15 protein-coding genes and 3 pseudogenes are annotated in these 14,209 nt (G+C 68.2%); 11 read left to right on the top strand and 7 right to left on the bottom strand.

Going from position 1 to position 14,209, the window contains the following annotated elements; all coding sequences use genetic code 11:
- The 4 genes and pseudogenes from ACWDA7_RS42585 to ACWDA7_RS42570 form a co-directional block, all read right to left on the bottom strand.
- Positions 1 to 284 (bottom strand): annotated as a pseudogene (locus tag ACWDA7_RS42585) (DNA primase); the annotation flags it as partial.
- Positions 284 to 544, bottom strand: a complete 261-nt coding sequence (locus ACWDA7_RS42580) for a gas vesicle protein GvpG (protein WP_450612183.1) — start codon at positions 542 to 544, stop codon at positions 284 to 286. The pseudogene ACWDA7_RS42585 and the gene ACWDA7_RS42580, both read right to left, overlap by 1 nt.
- A 3-nt stretch (positions 545 to 547) precedes the next feature.
- Positions 548 to 1,318 carry a GvpL/GvpF family gas vesicle protein gene (locus tag ACWDA7_RS42575; RefSeq protein ID WP_450612182.1) on the bottom strand — a complete coding sequence of 257 codons (771 nt, stop codon included), beginning with the start codon at positions 1,316 to 1,318 and terminating at the stop codon, positions 548 to 550.
- 2 nt (positions 1,319 to 1,320) lie between these two features.
- Positions 1,321 to 1,743, bottom strand: coding sequence for a gas vesicle structural protein GvpA (locus ACWDA7_RS42570; RefSeq protein WP_450612189.1), 423 nt, complete (start codon positions 1,741 to 1,743; stop codon positions 1,321 to 1,323).
- A 423-nt stretch (positions 1,744 to 2,166) separates the two neighbouring features.
- Here ACWDA7_RS42570 and gvpJ point away from each other — a divergent pair.
- From gvpJ to ACWDA7_RS42550, 4 genes and pseudogenes are all read left to right on the top strand, one after another.
- Positions 2,167 to 2,325 (top strand): annotated as a pseudogene (gene gvpJ, locus ACWDA7_RS42565) (gas vesicle protein GvpJ); the annotation flags it as partial.
- Between the two features lie 204 nt (positions 2,326 to 2,529).
- A pseudogene (locus ACWDA7_RS42560) lies at positions 2,530 to 2,706 on the top strand (NF041680 family putative transposase); the annotation flags it as partial.
- Positions 2,707 to 2,872: 166 nt separating this feature from the next.
- A complete protein-coding gene (locus tag ACWDA7_RS42555) occupies positions 2,873 to 4,459 on the top strand; it encodes a Na+/H+ antiporter (protein ID WP_450612180.1) in 1,587 nt (528 codons plus the stop codon).
- Between the two features lie 338 nt (positions 4,460 to 4,797).
- Entirely contained in the window at positions 4,798 to 6,027 is a 1,230-nt protein-coding gene (locus ACWDA7_RS42550) for a PP2C family protein-serine/threonine phosphatase (RefSeq protein WP_450612178.1), read from the top strand.
- Between the two features lie 361 nt (positions 6,028 to 6,388).
- Here ACWDA7_RS42550 and ACWDA7_RS42545 read toward each other — a convergent pair whose 3' ends face one another.
- Positions 6,389 to 6,904 (bottom strand): hypothetical protein, encoded by a 516-nt coding sequence (locus ACWDA7_RS42545; protein WP_450612176.1) that lies wholly within the window; start codon positions 6,902 to 6,904, stop codon positions 6,389 to 6,391.
- A 232-nt stretch (positions 6,905 to 7,136) separates the two neighbouring features.
- On the opposite strand from ACWDA7_RS42545, the gene ACWDA7_RS42540 reads away from it, so the two are divergent.
- Positions 7,137 to 7,280, top strand: coding sequence for a hypothetical protein (locus ACWDA7_RS42540; RefSeq protein ID WP_450612174.1), 144 nt, complete (start codon positions 7,137 to 7,139; stop codon positions 7,278 to 7,280).
- A gap of 117 nt (positions 7,281 to 7,397) precedes the next feature.
- A complete protein-coding gene (locus ACWDA7_RS42535) occupies positions 7,398 to 8,978 on the top strand; it encodes an IS1182 family transposase (RefSeq protein ID WP_450612187.1) in 1,581 nt (526 codons plus the stop codon).
- Positions 8,979 to 9,041: 63 nt separating this feature from the next.
- Here the strand turns inward: ACWDA7_RS42535 and ACWDA7_RS42530 are convergent, their stop codons facing one another.
- Together ACWDA7_RS42530 and ACWDA7_RS42525 are read right to left on the bottom strand one after the other, a co-directional pair.
- A complete protein-coding gene (locus ACWDA7_RS42530; protein WP_450612172.1) occupies positions 9,042 to 9,590 on the bottom strand; it encodes a hypothetical protein in 549 nt (182 codons plus the stop codon).
- Entirely contained in the window at positions 9,581 to 10,147 is a 567-nt protein-coding gene (locus ACWDA7_RS42525; RefSeq protein ID WP_450612170.1) for a thioredoxin family protein, read from the bottom strand. Before ACWDA7_RS42525 ends, ACWDA7_RS42530 begins: the two co-directional genes overlap by 10 nt.
- Before the next feature lie 438 nt (positions 10,148 to 10,585).
- On the opposite strand from ACWDA7_RS42525, the gene ACWDA7_RS42520 reads away from it, so the two are divergent.
- The 5 genes from ACWDA7_RS42520 to ACWDA7_RS42500 form a co-directional block, all read left to right on the top strand.
- Entirely contained in the window at positions 10,586 to 11,032 is a 447-nt protein-coding gene (locus tag ACWDA7_RS42520) for a hypothetical protein (protein ID WP_450612169.1), read from the top strand.
- 566 nt (positions 11,033 to 11,598) lie between these two features.
- Positions 11,599 to 12,441: a hypothetical protein gene (locus ACWDA7_RS42515; protein WP_450612167.1), complete on the top strand. Its 843-nt coding sequence runs from the start codon at positions 11,599 to 11,601 to the stop codon at positions 12,439 to 12,441.
- The gene (locus ACWDA7_RS42510; protein ID WP_450612165.1) at positions 12,405 to 13,037 is read left to right on the top strand and encodes a site-specific integrase; all 633 of its coding nucleotides are present in this window, start codon (positions 12,405 to 12,407) and stop codon (positions 13,035 to 13,037) included. Before ACWDA7_RS42515 ends, ACWDA7_RS42510 begins: the two co-directional genes overlap by 37 nt.
- A 225-nt stretch (positions 13,038 to 13,262) precedes the next feature.
- Entirely contained in the window at positions 13,263 to 13,874 is a 612-nt protein-coding gene (locus ACWDA7_RS42505; RefSeq protein ID WP_450612163.1) for an NAD(P)/FAD-dependent oxidoreductase, read from the top strand.
- Positions 13,757 to 14,209, top strand: a 453-nt coding sequence (locus tag ACWDA7_RS42500) for an FAD-dependent oxidoreductase (RefSeq protein ID WP_450612185.1), incomplete at its 3' end; no start/stop codon positions are given. The genes ACWDA7_RS42505 and ACWDA7_RS42500, both read left to right, overlap by 118 nt.

The raw sequence follows: 14,209 nt of genomic DNA, 5'->3' as shown, positions 1-14,209 counted from the left end.
CGGCCGTGCAGCCGCTCGGCGAGGCCCTCGATCTGCCGCTCGACCAGCGCGCCGGAGGCGGCCTTGCCCACTCCGCGCACGTTCTGGCGAAGCTGATCGGCGAGCTCCTTGAACTGCGGGTTGTTCCGCAGCTGCTGGTTGACCAGTTCCGCGAGCGCCTTCGGGCTCAGCTGCATCCGCTTCCCGGCAACCAGCGAGCCTACGGCGAATGCCAGCTTCATCTTCTTGGTACGTCCGAGGACGTACCCGGCCCCTATGGCAAGGCCCAGTGCCACTCGGTTCATCATGTCGTCCCGTCGGCCGTTCCCGATGTTTGACCCATACCGATCTCCAGTCGGTCGAGGAGTGCGTCCTCCTCACGGTCGAACTCCTCCTCGGTGATCTCGCCTTCCTCGAGCCGACGCTCGAGAAGGGCGAGTTCGGCCCGGACGGTCGCCGGGTCGTAATAGAGTCGCTCGGCCTCGGCCATCACCTGTCTGATCACCCAGAGGCTGCCGCGCGCCGGTGCGAACGGCAGCAGCAGGGCCTCGCTGAGCAGTCCCATGGGTCACTCCTCGCTCGTGGCTGTGCCTGTCGCGCTTGCTGCGGGCTCGGCAGGACCGGGCTCGACGAAGCTGTACGGCGGCAACGGCCCGTTGACCCGCAGCTCGAGGTGCGGACGGCTCTCGCGAGCCTCTCCCACGGCGGCCAGGAACTCCTCGGCCGAGTCCCGGGGCACCAGGAAGGAGAGGTTGGCCAGCCAGCCGGTGGACTCGGGGCCCACGCTGACGGCCTCGGCGGCCTGGTCCAGCAGGCTCTGCAGCTCCGCGGCGTCCTCCGCCTCGCAGCCCAGCACCGCGGCGGCGACCATCTCGCCGAGACGCAGCCGGTCCTCGTAACTGCCACCACCAGCCTGCCGGCCGGCCTCGACCAAGGCACGCAGCTCCGGATTCTCCGCCATCACCCGGTGCACTACCGCGTCCTGGTCATGGCTGGCCTTCACGTTGTACTCCACCCTTCCGTCCAAGGCCGTCAGCCGCTCCCGGTAGTGCTCGGCACGCTCGGCGAGCACCTGCGTGACGGCATCGTCGTCCGGGGCCAGGCTGCCGAACCGCATGGGCAGCACGGAGCCGCCAGCACCCGCCTCGCTGAGCACGTTCTGGTGGGCGAGCAGATCCCTGCGCTTGGGCCGCAGCCCCTCGGGCGCTTCGCTGACGATGGCCGCCAGTTCGCCCTCCTTCACAATCCTGACCGGGCGCGGCGGATCGCCGACCCCGCCCATGTCCTTGGGGAGCGAGGGGTGCGAACTCGCCGCGATGCCGTAGACGTACGTGCTCACTCCTACTCCTCCTCCCTCTTCCTACAGGCGGACGCGCTCCTGCGGGGCCGCGGCCTCTCACCCTGGCCCTCCTCCCGGGCCTGCTTGAAGGCATCCGAGACCGTCTCCGCGGCGCCGGACAAGGCGCCCTTCGACTTGCCGCGCGCACCGGACTCGGTGATCTCTCCAACCAGGTCGGGGAGCCCCGGGGCCTTGCGCGGGCCGGCCTCCAGGTCGAGACGGTTGCACGCCTCCGCGAAGCGCAGATACGTGTCCACGCTCGCGACGACGACGCGTACGTCAATCTTCAGAATCTCGATGCCGACAAGGGACACACGGATGAACGCGTCAATGACAAGTCCTCGATCAAGGACGAGCTCCAGGACGTCGTAAAGTCCGCTGGAGCCGCCACCTCCGCCGCTCTGCTGTGCCGGGACAACGGTCATACCGACCGATCCTCCTTGTCTGTCGGGTCTGTCGGAATGTGCGCGGGACTGCAGTCCACTGGCGACCGCCGGGCCGATGTGGGTCGGCCCTCCCGCGCTCGTAACGACGAACGCGCCGGTACCGGCGACCTCGCCATCCGCGGTCGGCTCCGCCTCGTAGCTCGCAAGCAGGCTCATCGTGCCGGGAACACCTGCGCGCTCCAAGACCTCGATCTCCAGCACCCATCGGAGGACAACGCGGACTCGGGGACCAGGTCGGTGAGCCCGGTGAATGGTCGCGCCGTAGGCGCAACTCCTCTATCGGGCTCAGCCGGTCCTTCGCCGCGCCGTTCGCTGCTTGCTGGGCGTATCCCGTGAACTCGATGCACGTGGCGTGTTGGACACGGCCACTTCTCGCGAGTGCCCAGCGTCTCCTGTACAAACATGCGAAGCCTCGCCGACACCCTCGAACGGGTGCTCGACAAGGCCATCATGATCGCCGGCGACATCCGGATCAATCTCCTCGACATCGAACTCGTCACCATCAAGCTGCGTCTGATCGTCGCCTCCGTCGACAAGGCCAAGGAGATGGGGATCGACTGGTAGGAGTCCAACCGTTCCTGACTTGTTCAATCGATCCCAGACGCGCGGTCAGCCTCACTGGTCTGCTCGGAAGTGGCCCTGTCCCACAGCCCCAATGGTCCACCGAACTTGATCGTTGAGACTGAGATTCCGCAGACGTGAGGGCAGTCTTCCACTGGTCCTGTGCTCCGACGCAGAAGCAACGGATCAACGAAGGTAGTGCAGGTGAATTTGCTGCACCACGATGTTCTGCGGGAGCCGTTCCGGACGGAGTTGTACGCGTGCCTGACCGCGCGTGCAGACGCGCTGTTCGAGCTCACCGACGTGGTGCTCTGCGCGGATTGGCCCGTGAAGACGCTGGTCGGACCGCCTCTGGCCCCGGAACATCGCCAGGGGCGCGGCGTGTGTATGAGGGGCTGCACCATGGGCGGGTACGCCGCCGCAACGACTGCCGCACCCTGGACGGTCGCGGCTTCATGTCGGCTGCATCACTGCCCGAGGTCGGTTACGTTGATAAAGCACCTGGTCAGAGGGTGGCTAACAAACCGTAGCGCACCGGGGACGCTCCATGACCGGCCTGACCGTCATCCTGCTGCTCGTGGTCTTGGCCACAGCCGTGGCGACCGGTGCCCGGCGCTGGAGCTTGCCCGCCCCGTCGCTCCTCGTAATTGCCGGTCTGGTCGTCGGGCTGATGCCCTGGGTTCCCGAGGTTCGCCTGCCGCCTCACGTGATCAACGTGCTGGTGCTGCCGCCACTGCTCTTCGCCGCGGCCGAGGACATATCTGTCCGCGACCTGCGCACCGTGTGGCGGCCTGTGACTGGCCTGGTCTTCGGCCTGGTCATCGCCTCGGCCGTCGCCGTCGGGTACGTCGCCCGAGCGATCACCCCGCTCACCGCCGTGACCGCGTTCATCCTCGGCTCTGTCCTGGCCAGCACCGACCCCGTGGCCGTTACCGCGCTCGGCCGGCGCCTGTCTCTCCCGCCGCGCGTGCAGGCCATGGTGCAGGCGGAAAGCCTGTTCAACGACGCCACGTCCCTGGTCCTGTACAAGGTCGCCGTGGCCACCGTGGTTTCCGGCAGTGCCATCACCGTGTCCGGGACCGTCGAGCAGTTCCTGATCCTTGCAGGCGGAGGAGTCCTCATCGGCGCGGCGGTCGCCGCAGTGGTGACCCTCATCCGCAGGAGGACCGAGGACCCCGTGCTGGAGACCGTCATCGCATTGGTCACTCCCTATGCCTCGTACGTCATCGCGGAGCAATCGCACGCATCTGGCGTGACCGCCGTCATCGTGTCCGGAGTCGTCCTCGGCAGTACCGGCCGTAAGTTCAGCAACGCGCCCATCCGCCTCCAGGTCCACGCCGTCTACGACACGGTGACCTTCCTGCTGGAGAGCGTCGTCTTCGCTCTCATCGGCCTCGAGCTCCCTTACGCCGTCCGTCAACTCGCGCACGACGAGCAGGGCTGGCCGCTGTGGGTGCCGGTGATCGCCCTGACTGTGCTGGCGATCCGCCTGCTGTGGATCTTCCCGCTGTCCGCCCTGATCCATCACCGGCAAGGGGAGGACGACAGTCGCCTTTCCTGGCGCGTTCCGGCCGTCCTGTCCTGGGCAGGCACCCGGGGCGTCATGCCGCTGGCCGCCGCGCTCTCCATTCCCCTGGCCACCCACACAGGGGCGCCGCTGCCGCACCGGGCGCTCATCCTCACGCTCACCACTGGGACCATCGCTCTCACTGTTGTCTTCCAGGGTTTCACCCTCGCCCCTGTCGTCCGGCGCTCCGGCATCGCTCTGGAGCCGGAGCACACCGCCCGTGAGGAGGCCCGGACCCGCCGACACATTGCGAAGGCCGCTCTCGAAGAGCTCAAACAGCTTGGCGATCTGGATCAGCTCGCCGATCTGGGTGCCGCCTCCGAGTCCGCTTTGAAACAGGCCCGTCGCCAGTTGGAAGCGCGCATCCACCAGGCCGAAGATGCTCACTACACCGACCCAGACGCCCGTCCTGCCGACGCCTACCGCGAGATACGCCGAACGCTCATCGCCATTGAGGCGGCCGAGCTCCAGCGCCTCTACGAAGCGAACAAGATCAGCAATGCCACCCGGCGCCGGATCCAGCGCGAACTTGACCTCGAAGAAGCCAGCCTCCGCTCCCGCGGCTGACTGCCAGTCCCAACGATTTGCCGTCCCCTGACAGGCCCCGGTGGCCGTCCTTCTTCAGACTGTGCTGTGTCTCATGCGACATGGGCCCGTCGATACGCCTGGGTCCTGTGAGCGTCCCGGTTCCGGCTGCCCACGTAGTCGGGCGGATACGGCCAGAGTTTCGTCGAGCTTCGCGATCAGGGCAGCCGTGACCGCCGCGCCCGCGGGCGGACGCCGAGACTGCTCATCTGCGCGAATGCATATCGTGACCGCTTTCACCTTCATGACTGGCCCCGGGTTGACGCGGACCGTGGCGGTTCCCAAGCTGGTGGGAGGGGCGGGTGGAAGGGACCGCGGCTGTGAGTGGTGGACAGAGTGAACTTCCCCGGCTGCTGACGGCAGTGGAGCGGGCGGCGCCGGTGGACGCCGTCGATGTAGTCGCGGAGGACCTGCGGCGGCGTTTCGAGGCCACGAAAGTCTCGTTCCTCATCGTGGACCTGACGGGGAAGGCGGTGGCGCGGCTGTCCACCGCCGGGGCAGTGGAGGGCGGGTGGGAAGCGGAGCGGATCCCCATGTTCGGCAGCGTCTACGAGCAGGTGATCCGTACCCAGCGGCTCCATCAGGAGGCGGCCGGACAGGGGCAGCGGGTGATCGTGCCGGTCACCAACCGGGGGGACGCCATCGGGCTGCTGGAACTGCTCCTGCCGGCCGCCCCCGGCGAGGATGTCCTCGATGCGGTCGGGGAAGCCGCCCACGTCCTGGCCTACATTGTGATCGCCGACGGGCGCTTCACCGACCTCTACACCTGGGGCAAACGCTCCAGGCCTCCCACCCTGGCAGCAGAAATCCAGTATCAGCTGCTGCCCCTGTCGCTGTCGTGCGAGGCTGCGCAGTTCACACTGTGCGGGAGCCTGGAGCCCTCCGAAGACCTCAGTGGCGACACCTTCGACTACGCCCTGGACCGCGACACCCTGCACGTGTCGGTGACCGACCCCATGGGCCACGACATTGACGCCGCCCTGGCCGCCACGGTCCTGGTGGGCGCCCTGCGCGGCGCCCGCCGCGCAGGAGTCGGCCTGGTCGAGCAGGCCCACCGGGCCGACCAGGCTCTGTCCGATCACGGCCGCGGTCACGCCACCGGGCAACTGCTGCGCATCAACCTCCACACCGGGAAGGCCCAGCTCGTCAACGCCGGTCACCCCTGGCCGCTGCGCCTGCGTGAGGGGGCTGTGGAGCCGATCATCTGCGAGGTGGACCATCCCTTCGGGCTGTCCGTGCACGTGCCCCATCCCTACCGCGTTCAGGACATCGATCTGCGGCCCGGTGACCGTCTCCTCATGCTGACCGACGGCATGCTGGAACGTCATGGGGAGAAGGTCGACCTGGCTTCCCTGCTGGAGCACACCCGGCACCTGCACCCTCGGGAGACCGCGCTGACGCTGACGTCCGCAGTCCGGGACGCCGCCGACGGCAAGCTCGTAGACGATGCCACCGTGATGTGCCTGGACTGGCACGGCCCCCAGGAGACCCAGCGGCACGTCAGCTCCGGCGCGGACACTCAGCAAGCGTCAGCCGCCCGCACGAAGTAGTAGCCGTGACCAGGGCTTGACTACGTAACGGATCATCCATATCGCCGCAACTCTTGCCTGCATGGTCCATTTATCCGCGGAATGCGCCAGGTTGACGTCACATCGGGGCGACCGGCCGTGCGGTCCCTGACCTTTGGCCGCCCACGCGCCACGACCCGCCACCCCACCCTCATCCCGACCGTTACCCGAAAGTGCGTAACAAGCCCTCGTGCCATACCGCCCGCTCTCGTGTAATTGACCGGGCAGGCGTCAGTGCCCGCCCCGCCCGTAGGGAGCGTGGCGGGGCGGGCAAAGCGAACGCGGCACTTGCTGCCGGGGCATCCAGCACGTGTGGCCCAGATGTCCCGGCAAGTTGGCAGGGTCAGCCGATTCCGGTGACCTGCAGGGCCGTGGTCCAGTTGTTCTTGATGGCGCTGCGGGCGGAGGACAGGGTGATGGTGCCGGCGCAGACGGCGTTCTTCAGCTTCGTCTCCACTCCGTCCTTGGAGTGCGCGGTCTGCGAGCCGGAGTAGGGCTCGGGCCACAGGTTCCCCGTGGCACGGGGCGCGCCGCCGAGTTCGAGGGGAACAAGGTGGTCTTCCTCGTAGTCGGCCATGTTGGTGTCGGAGTATCCGTAGTCGATGATGCCCTGGGCCTTGAGGGGGTTGGTGTACGACGTCGGGGGGCGGACGGTGGCAGTCCAGCCCGACACGCAGATGGTGCTCTGGATGTTCGACTGGGTGACATCCGGGTTGTAGGCACCGGGCGTGCACGAGGAGTCGGGCAGCGGCAGGTAAGCGTGCGAGCAGGTCGACGCCTGGGCGGTTCCGGCCGAGGCGGCGATCAGGCCGGCGGCCGCGAGGGCCAGGGCGCAGGTGGTGGCGGTGAAGCGACGCATAGGGGGTTCTCCCGCAGGATCGGCCCGGACAGTGGGGTGCCGGGCGGCTGACGGCATGACACCACCACCCAGGTCTATGCGAGTAGACCCGTTGGGTGAACAAGAAGCGACCTGCGCAATCCTTACCTCCGCCTGACCAGGACTTTCCCAAGCCCCATGTTTCGCCGCATAGTTGGGTGCTGTCCAGACGAAATAACAACACGAGCCAAGGCCGACAAAGTGATCCCAGTCAGTGGTTGCCCCGTTTCCCGGCTACCGCTGCCAATACGTCACCGACTGGGTCGCCGACAGGACCCGCTGCGGGCTGGCTTTCGAGCCCGCCGAGATCCTCACCCGCTGCCCCGACGTGCCGGTCACCGTCACCCTCGCGCACTGAACGAAGCCGGGCCCATCACCTCGGGGGGTGTGACGGGCCCGGCCTAGAAGGCTCATGAAGATCTTGGGTTCTGGCCCCGCCGCGTGAGCGGCGGGGCCAGACTGTCTTGTTGTGGTGATGGGGGAATGGGCCGGGGAGACGGTCGGGCCGGATGTGTGGGAGACCTGCCGGGAGTTGATCCCGGCAGGGAGTGTGTTCGCGTTCCTGGCCGAGCATCGCGGTGCGCTGTTCCCGGCTGAGATGTTCGCGGACATGTACCCGTCGGCGAACGGGCGGCCGAGCATGCCGCCGCAGATCCTGGCCTCGGCGGTCACGCTGCAGGCCCTGCACGGGATGTCGGACTTCGAGACGGTCCAGGAACTGCGGTGCGACCTGCGGTGGAAGGCCGCGTGCGGACTGGGCCTTCATGACATGGCGTTCGATCCCTCGCTGCTGGCCTACTTCCGTCGCCGCCTGTCCCGCTCGGCCCGGCCCAACCGGGTGTTCGAGGCCGTGCGCGAGGTCGTGAAAGCTACCGGTGTCCTCAAGGGCAAGCACCGGCGGGCGCTGGATTCCACGGTGCTGGACGATGCGGTGGCCACCCAGGACACCATCACCCAGCTGATCGCCGCCGTCCGGGCGGTGATCCGCGAGGTTCCCGGGGCCGGTCAGGTGGCTGCGGTGCAGTGCACCGCCCACGACTACACCGACCCGGGCAAACCACGCATCGCCTGGAACGATGAGCAGGCCCGAGCCGAGTTGGTCGACGCCCTGGTCGGTGACGCGCTACGGCTGCTGGGCCATCTGCCCGAGCAGCAGCTCGGCGAGAAGGCCGCGAACGCGGTCGGCATCCTGGCCCTGGTCGCCGGCCAGGACGTCGAACCGGCCGAGGACTCCGACGGCCGCGACGGGCGCTGGCGCATCACCCAGGGCACCGCCTATGACCGGATGGTCTCCACCGTCGACCCCGAAGCCCGGCACGTGCACAAGACCCGCACCCGGCAGCAGGACGGATACAAGGCCCACCTGGCCACCGAGCCGGAGACCGGGCTATACACCGCAGTGGCCCTGCGGCCCGGCGCCGGGCCCGAGCACCACGAGGCCGAAGTCGGCATCGACCTGCTCGCCGACGAGGAGACCCCCGTGGACGCCTTCGGCGACACCGCCTACTCCACCGGCGACGCCCGCCAAGCCCTGGAACAGTCCCGGCACCGGCTGTTTTTCAAGCCTGCCCCGCTGCGGCCCGCCGTCCCCGGCGGTTTCACCCTCGACGACTTCGTCATCGACACCACCGCCGCCCAGGCGACCTGCCCCGCCGGGCACACCGTCGCCCTGTCCGACCCCGGCGGCCAGCACCAGCAGCGCAAAGCCTCCTTCGGCATCCGGTGCACCCGATGCCCGCTGCGGGAGCAATGCACCAAGGCCAAGGCGGGCCGCATCCTGACCATCCGCCCGCACCACGACCTCCTCGCCACCGCCCGTCACCAGGCCGCCACCGACCCCGACTGGCAAGCTGCATACCGCCGCTGGAGACCACCAGTCGAACGCGCCGTCGCCTGGCTCGTCCACCACGGCAACCGCAGACTCCGCTATCGCGGCACCAACAAGAACAACCTGTGGCTCCACACCCGAGCCGCCCCCCTCAACCTCCGCCGCCTGATCAACCTCGGACTCACCCGAACCAACGGGACCTGGGCACTCACCCCAGCCACCCCATAGATAGACAGAGGGGCTGCCCAGCCTGCGGCCAGACAGCCCCTCACCAAGATCTTCATCGGTCTTCTAGCCCGCTGGCCGGAGCTGCAGGGTGACGGCACGGTCGCGCACGGGCGGCAGGCACCCCTCGCGCTCGCTGCACGCGCCGTAGGTGAGGAACACCCACGCGCGGTCCGCGCCACTGACCCGCCGCACGGGGAGGTCGAGGGTGACCCGGCCGTTTTGATAGACCGGCAGCCGAACGTCGAGGCCCTCGGGGCGCAGCACACGCTCCCGAGCGTCGGTGGTCGCCGGGCCTGCGGGCCGTAGTGCGCCCTCAGTGCGGATGCGGGTCGGGATGCCGATTCCGTCGACGCCGCCGTCGGGGAGAGTGAGGCTGTACACGTGGAAGCCGGCCCGCTCGGGCCGCAGGTCGGCGAGGACCCGCAAGCCGTCGTCGCGGGACTCCACTCGCACCGACACAGCTACGCCACCGTCCGAGAATGGAGCGGCCACGGCTGTGGGACCGCTCTCCCGCATCCCCGCACAGCCGGTCAGCGGGAGGGCAGCGGTCGCCAGGGTGAGCGCCACACTCGCGTTCGCTCCGCCGGCTCGGAGCCGGGCGGCTATGCCCATCGCTTCAAGAACTCCTCGACCTGGTCGGCCGACATGGTGCGCGCGTTGGCAAACTCGCCCTGGTTCGTAGCCACCTTGATCCGGCCAGAGGCAGGGTCGAGGACGACCAGTGCCGGTATGCCGCTTGTCCGCAGGTTCACATAGCGCGCGGCGACATCCAGATTGCGGTCGAAGTCGCCGACGTCCACGGTCACCACGTGGTACTTCGCCAGCGTCGCGGACGGTCCAGGCTCCTCGAAACGCGCGCCCAGGACACGGCAGTCCATGCACCAGTCGGCGCCGAAGTCGATGAGCACGGGACGGCCATCCTTCTTCGCCGCCGTGAGGGCGGCCGTGATGCCCGCTGCGGCGTGTGCGTGTGGGTCGTAGCCGTGCGCGGGCTTCGCAGGCGCGGGGGATGCCGAGGTCGTGGCGGGCGCCGCCGGCTGGGTGTCGGGAGCGGCCGTGACAGAGGGAGGGGTTGTGTGCGACGTGGCGGGCACACCGGCACAACCGGTGAGTGCCAGCAGAGCGATTCCGGCCAGCTGCAGCGTGGTCGGGAACAGGTGACGCCTCACGTGACTCCTCGTCGTCTCTCATCAAAGCCGGCCCTCGCGGCCTTCAGGCCGTTCGCACGCGCGCGGCCTCTTGGGGTTGTGTCGATGCCATGTAGCGGCGGATGGCGCACGCAGTGTTGCATACGTTCGGGTCGACCTGTTTCCGCTGGTGATGCTCCTGGTGCTGGTGACCGCCCAACATGAGCGCCCATCCGACGTGTCCGTCGTCCTCGCGGCTGACATGGCAACCTGCACGTGCCGGGTGCCTGTAGGAGGTCGGTGTCCACGGAAGGCTGTCAGTCGCCGTTCATAGGATCACCGCATGTCTGATGCCTTCACCGTCTTGTGGACCCATGACACGTGCCGTGCCCTGCGTAAAGCGGGGCGCGTGGGAGAGCGAGCGCCGGTCGCCTTCAGCGGCCTCCATCCGCGTGGTCGGGTGCCCGTGTTGGGGATGAGGTGTACGCGCTGCACGTCAACCGGGGTGTCGTGTTCGTGGTCAGCCAGATGCGGGTGATCGACATGGAGCGGCGCGACTGCTGCGGCACCACGCCCGCAACGTGGCAGGAGCCGGCGTTCCCCGGTCACGGCGACTGGTCGATGCTCGGTGCTGGCGGCTGCGGCGCCGCGGCGGTGCATGTGGAGGCGACGCCCGTACGCTTCGACATGCCGATTCCCGGCGATCTTCTGGCGAGGCGTACCTGGCACAATGGCCGAGGCCGGACTCGCGGTCTGAAGCACGTGGTCGATGGCCGTCTCAAGCGCGCGGTCAGCCTCCAGGGGTTCTACCGTCTGACCTCCGAGTCGGCTGGGGAGTTGGCGGATGTTGTCGGCAATGCTGGCCCCTTGATTCCGACAGCCGCGCAGGTAACCGGATCACGCGTGCTGCGGCCATCCCTTCCGTAATCGCCGACCCGATTTCGTCGCCTGACACACCGCACTTGGTCGGTCCCGCTCCCCCACCGCTGGGTCCTCACCGCGATGCGGGCTCCCTGCCCAACTGCGGCGGTCCCGCGCGGCGTGCGAAGGAAGCGCGGGACCGCCAAGCCCTGCTGTCCTGTCCGAGCCGGGCACTGGAACAGTACGAGGCGCTCCCCGGCTCCGCATGCTGTGCAGTGCGTACGAGTGACCGCCGGCCATGCCACCCCGGAACGGCTCGGACGCCCCCCGTGTTCGTTAACCCTCCATGGCCGGGTCGGTCGCCGCTGCCACGATCACCCAGGTCCGCGGGACCCAGGCAGCCCGTACCGCGGGACATCCGTACACCGCCTGCAGCTGATCCGCCCGTCCCACGGGACGGAAGCACCGGACGCAGGCCCCGGCATGCCACTGCTGCCGATGATGGGCGAGTTCCGTGACCCCGTCATACATGGCAGGAAGTTGATGACGACTCAGCACCGCACGCTCCCCCGCCGTCACCTAGGTGCGGTGGCCGTTGCAGTCTTCGGCGCCGCAGTGCTTGGAAGGAGCGATTGCTCGTCCGCCAGGACGGCAGGCCCCGCCAGCACATCGACGGCCCGTTCCTGGCCGTCCGTGCCTTCTATCTGGACCTGCAGACCTGGTCGGCGGCCGAGCCCGAACGCTGGGGCCGCTGGGTGGCTCCCTGCCCGATCCGGAACGCCGATCTGCGCTGGTTCCACATCCGCCGGCGCCGCCTGCAAGAGCGGATGGCCAACCGCACCCGCGAACGTCAGGCGCTGCTGGCGATCCTTTCCGAGCACGTCACCACCGAATGGCACCGCCTGCGCGCCGTGCTGGACACGGCGAAGCAGGCCCGGCTGGGCGAGCAGTTCGTCGTGGACGGCGTCACCTGGCAACGCGCCGCCAGCAAGGCTACCGTGCGTCGGCCTGAACTCCTCGAGTCCGAGCCGGTCCGGGTGATCAACAGGGACACCAGCGATCTGGTGCGTCTGACCAATGAGGAGTACAGCGCCTTCTGGCAATGGGCGGTGGTGGAGACCCTGCGTCTGGCGGGCTTGCGCCATGAGGAACTCGTCGAGTTGACCCACCTGAGCGTCCGGCAGTACCAGCGTCCCAACGGCGAGGTCCTCGCCCTGCTGGTGGTCAGCCCGTCCAAGAGCGACCGTGAGCGTGTCATCCCGATGTCCGCGGAACTGTTCCACGTCACCGCGCAGATCATCCACCGTCACCGCGCCGAGCACGGGACGGTCCCGGTCTGCCCCTCTACGACCAGAGCGAACGCACTTGGTGCGAACCGCTGCCCTACCTCTTCCAGCGAGTGCAAAGCGGCACCCAGCGGGCGCTGTCGACCAGCGGAGTGCGCCAGATCGTCCTCAACGCCGCCAGGGCCCTGATCCCCACACACCCGGAGTTCGCCGAGATCCGCTTCACCCCGCACGACTTCCGGAGGCTGTTCGCCACCGACCTGGTCAACAACGGCCTGCCCATCCACATCGGCGCGGCCCTGCTCGGTCACCTCAATGTTCAGACCACCCGCGGTTACGTCGCTGTCTTCGATGAGGACGTCATCGCTCACTACACCGAGTTCCTCGACCGCCGCCGGGCCATGCGGCCGCCGACGGAGTACCGCCGGCCCACTGGCGAGGAGTGGAGCGACTTCCAGGAGCATTTCGACAAGCGCAAGGTCGAACTCGGCTCCTGCGGCCGCCCTTACGGCACGCCCTGCGCGCACGAGCACGCCTGTATCCGCTGCCCGATGCTGTCGATCAATCCCAAGATGCTGCCCCGGCTCGACGAGCTGGAGGCAGACCTGCTGGCCCGCCGCCAACGCGCGATCGACGAAGGCTGGCGCGGTGAGGTCGAAGGACTCGACCTCACCGTGAAGTTCCTGCGCAGCAAGCGCGCCCAGGCCCACCGAGCCGCCGCGGCAGACAGGGTGGACCTGGGCATGCCCACGCTGTCCCGGCAGCGCCCCGGCCACAGCGCATAGAAAGCTGTGATGAACCCCCTGATCAAGGGAGTTGGTGGGCCTCTTGGCCGGCGGTATGGCCGCTGGACCGACAAGGCCGCCGATCATCGGCGCGCCCGCCGCTCCGGCACCCGATTCCGGGGCCTACCTGTCCCGTTCATAGCGCGAACCGTTCCGCATGCTTGCATGCTAGAAACCGGAGTTCGTCCGTGATCTGGGAAAGGGGCGTTCGTGAGGATCGGGTCCGTGAAGCGGCCTGAACGTATTGCTGTCATCGGAGTGGGCATCCTCGGAGCCAGCGTGGGCTGGAACCTGTCCCGGCACGGCGCCAAGGTGGTCTTCATCGATGCAGGCCAGCCGGGCGAAGGCGTCACCAACTGGTCTTTCTCGTGGGTCAACGCCAGCAACAAGACCGCGCGCAAGTCCTACTTCGACCTGAACGTTGCGGGCATGGCAGCCTACCGTGAGCTTGCCCGGACCATCAGACCGGACTCATGGTGGTATCCCAACGGCCACCTGCGCTGGGCTGACGATCCCGCGGCGGAGGCGAAGCTCCTCAAAACAGCCGAACTGCTAGCCAGCTGGGACTACCGGGCCGAGGTGTACACGGGGACCGAGGTGCGCAGCCGCCTCGAACCTGCCCTCACGATGCCCGGCGAGGTTCCAGTCGTGTTCTACCCCGACGAAGCCTGGGTGCACGGACGTCATCTCGTCGGCCGCCTGGTCGGCCAGGCCGTTGCATCCGGCGCCGAGCACCGTCCGGCACCGCGGTCTGTGGCATCGGCACCGGTGCCGACGGGAGCATCCGGACAGTTGCTCTGTCCGATGGGAGCTGTCTCGACGTCAACGCCGTCGTGAACGCAGCAGGCCCCAGCGCCTCCCACGTCGCCGGGCTCATCGCACGGCATCTGCCAATGCGCCGGGAACCCGGCGTCGTCACCCGGATCGGCTGTGCTCAGGTCCCGGTTCACCGGGCCATGCACGCACCTCACATCGAGATCCGTCCTGACGGAGAGGCTTCGATGGTCCTCCACAGCCGAGAGATCGACGCACTCATCGACACAGGCGAAGATTTAGCGGAACTCGCACAGCTGCTCAACGAATCGGCGCGGCACGTCGTTCCCGAACTCGGCAACTCCCGCATCGCACAGACACGGGTAGCCAACCGGCCCATCCCAGCCGACGGATTCCCC

It is taken from the genome of Streptomyces sp. NPDC001156 (genome assembly GCF_053598275.1).
This window is presented reverse-complemented; position numbering and strand designations above follow the sequence as displayed.

What these genes read in the sequence shown, in the direction of transcription:
- ACWDA7_RS42535 (WP_450612187.1), top strand. Translation starts at nt 7,398, where the DNA reads ATGGGGGAATGGGCCGGGGAGACGGTCGGGCCGGATGTGTGGGAGACC.
- ACWDA7_RS42530 (WP_450612172.1), bottom strand. Translation starts at nt 9,590, where the DNA reads ATGGGCATAGCCGCCCGGCTCCGAGCCGGCGGAGCGAACGCGAGTGTG.
- ACWDA7_RS42555 (WP_450612180.1), top strand. Translation starts at nt 2,873, where the DNA reads ATGACCGGCCTGACCGTCATCCTGCTGCTCGTGGTCTTGGCCACAGCC.
- ACWDA7_RS42570 (WP_450612189.1), bottom strand. Translation starts at nt 1,743, where the DNA reads ATGACCGTTGTCCCGGCACAGCAGAGCGGCGGAGGTGGCGGCTCCAGC.
- ACWDA7_RS42545 (WP_450612176.1), bottom strand. Translation starts at nt 6,904, where the DNA reads ATGCGTCGCTTCACCGCCACCACCTGCGCCCTGGCCCTCGCGGCCGCC.
- ACWDA7_RS42580 (WP_450612183.1), bottom strand. Translation starts at nt 544, where the DNA reads ATGGGACTGCTCAGCGAGGCCCTGCTGCTGCCGTTCGCACCGGCGCGC.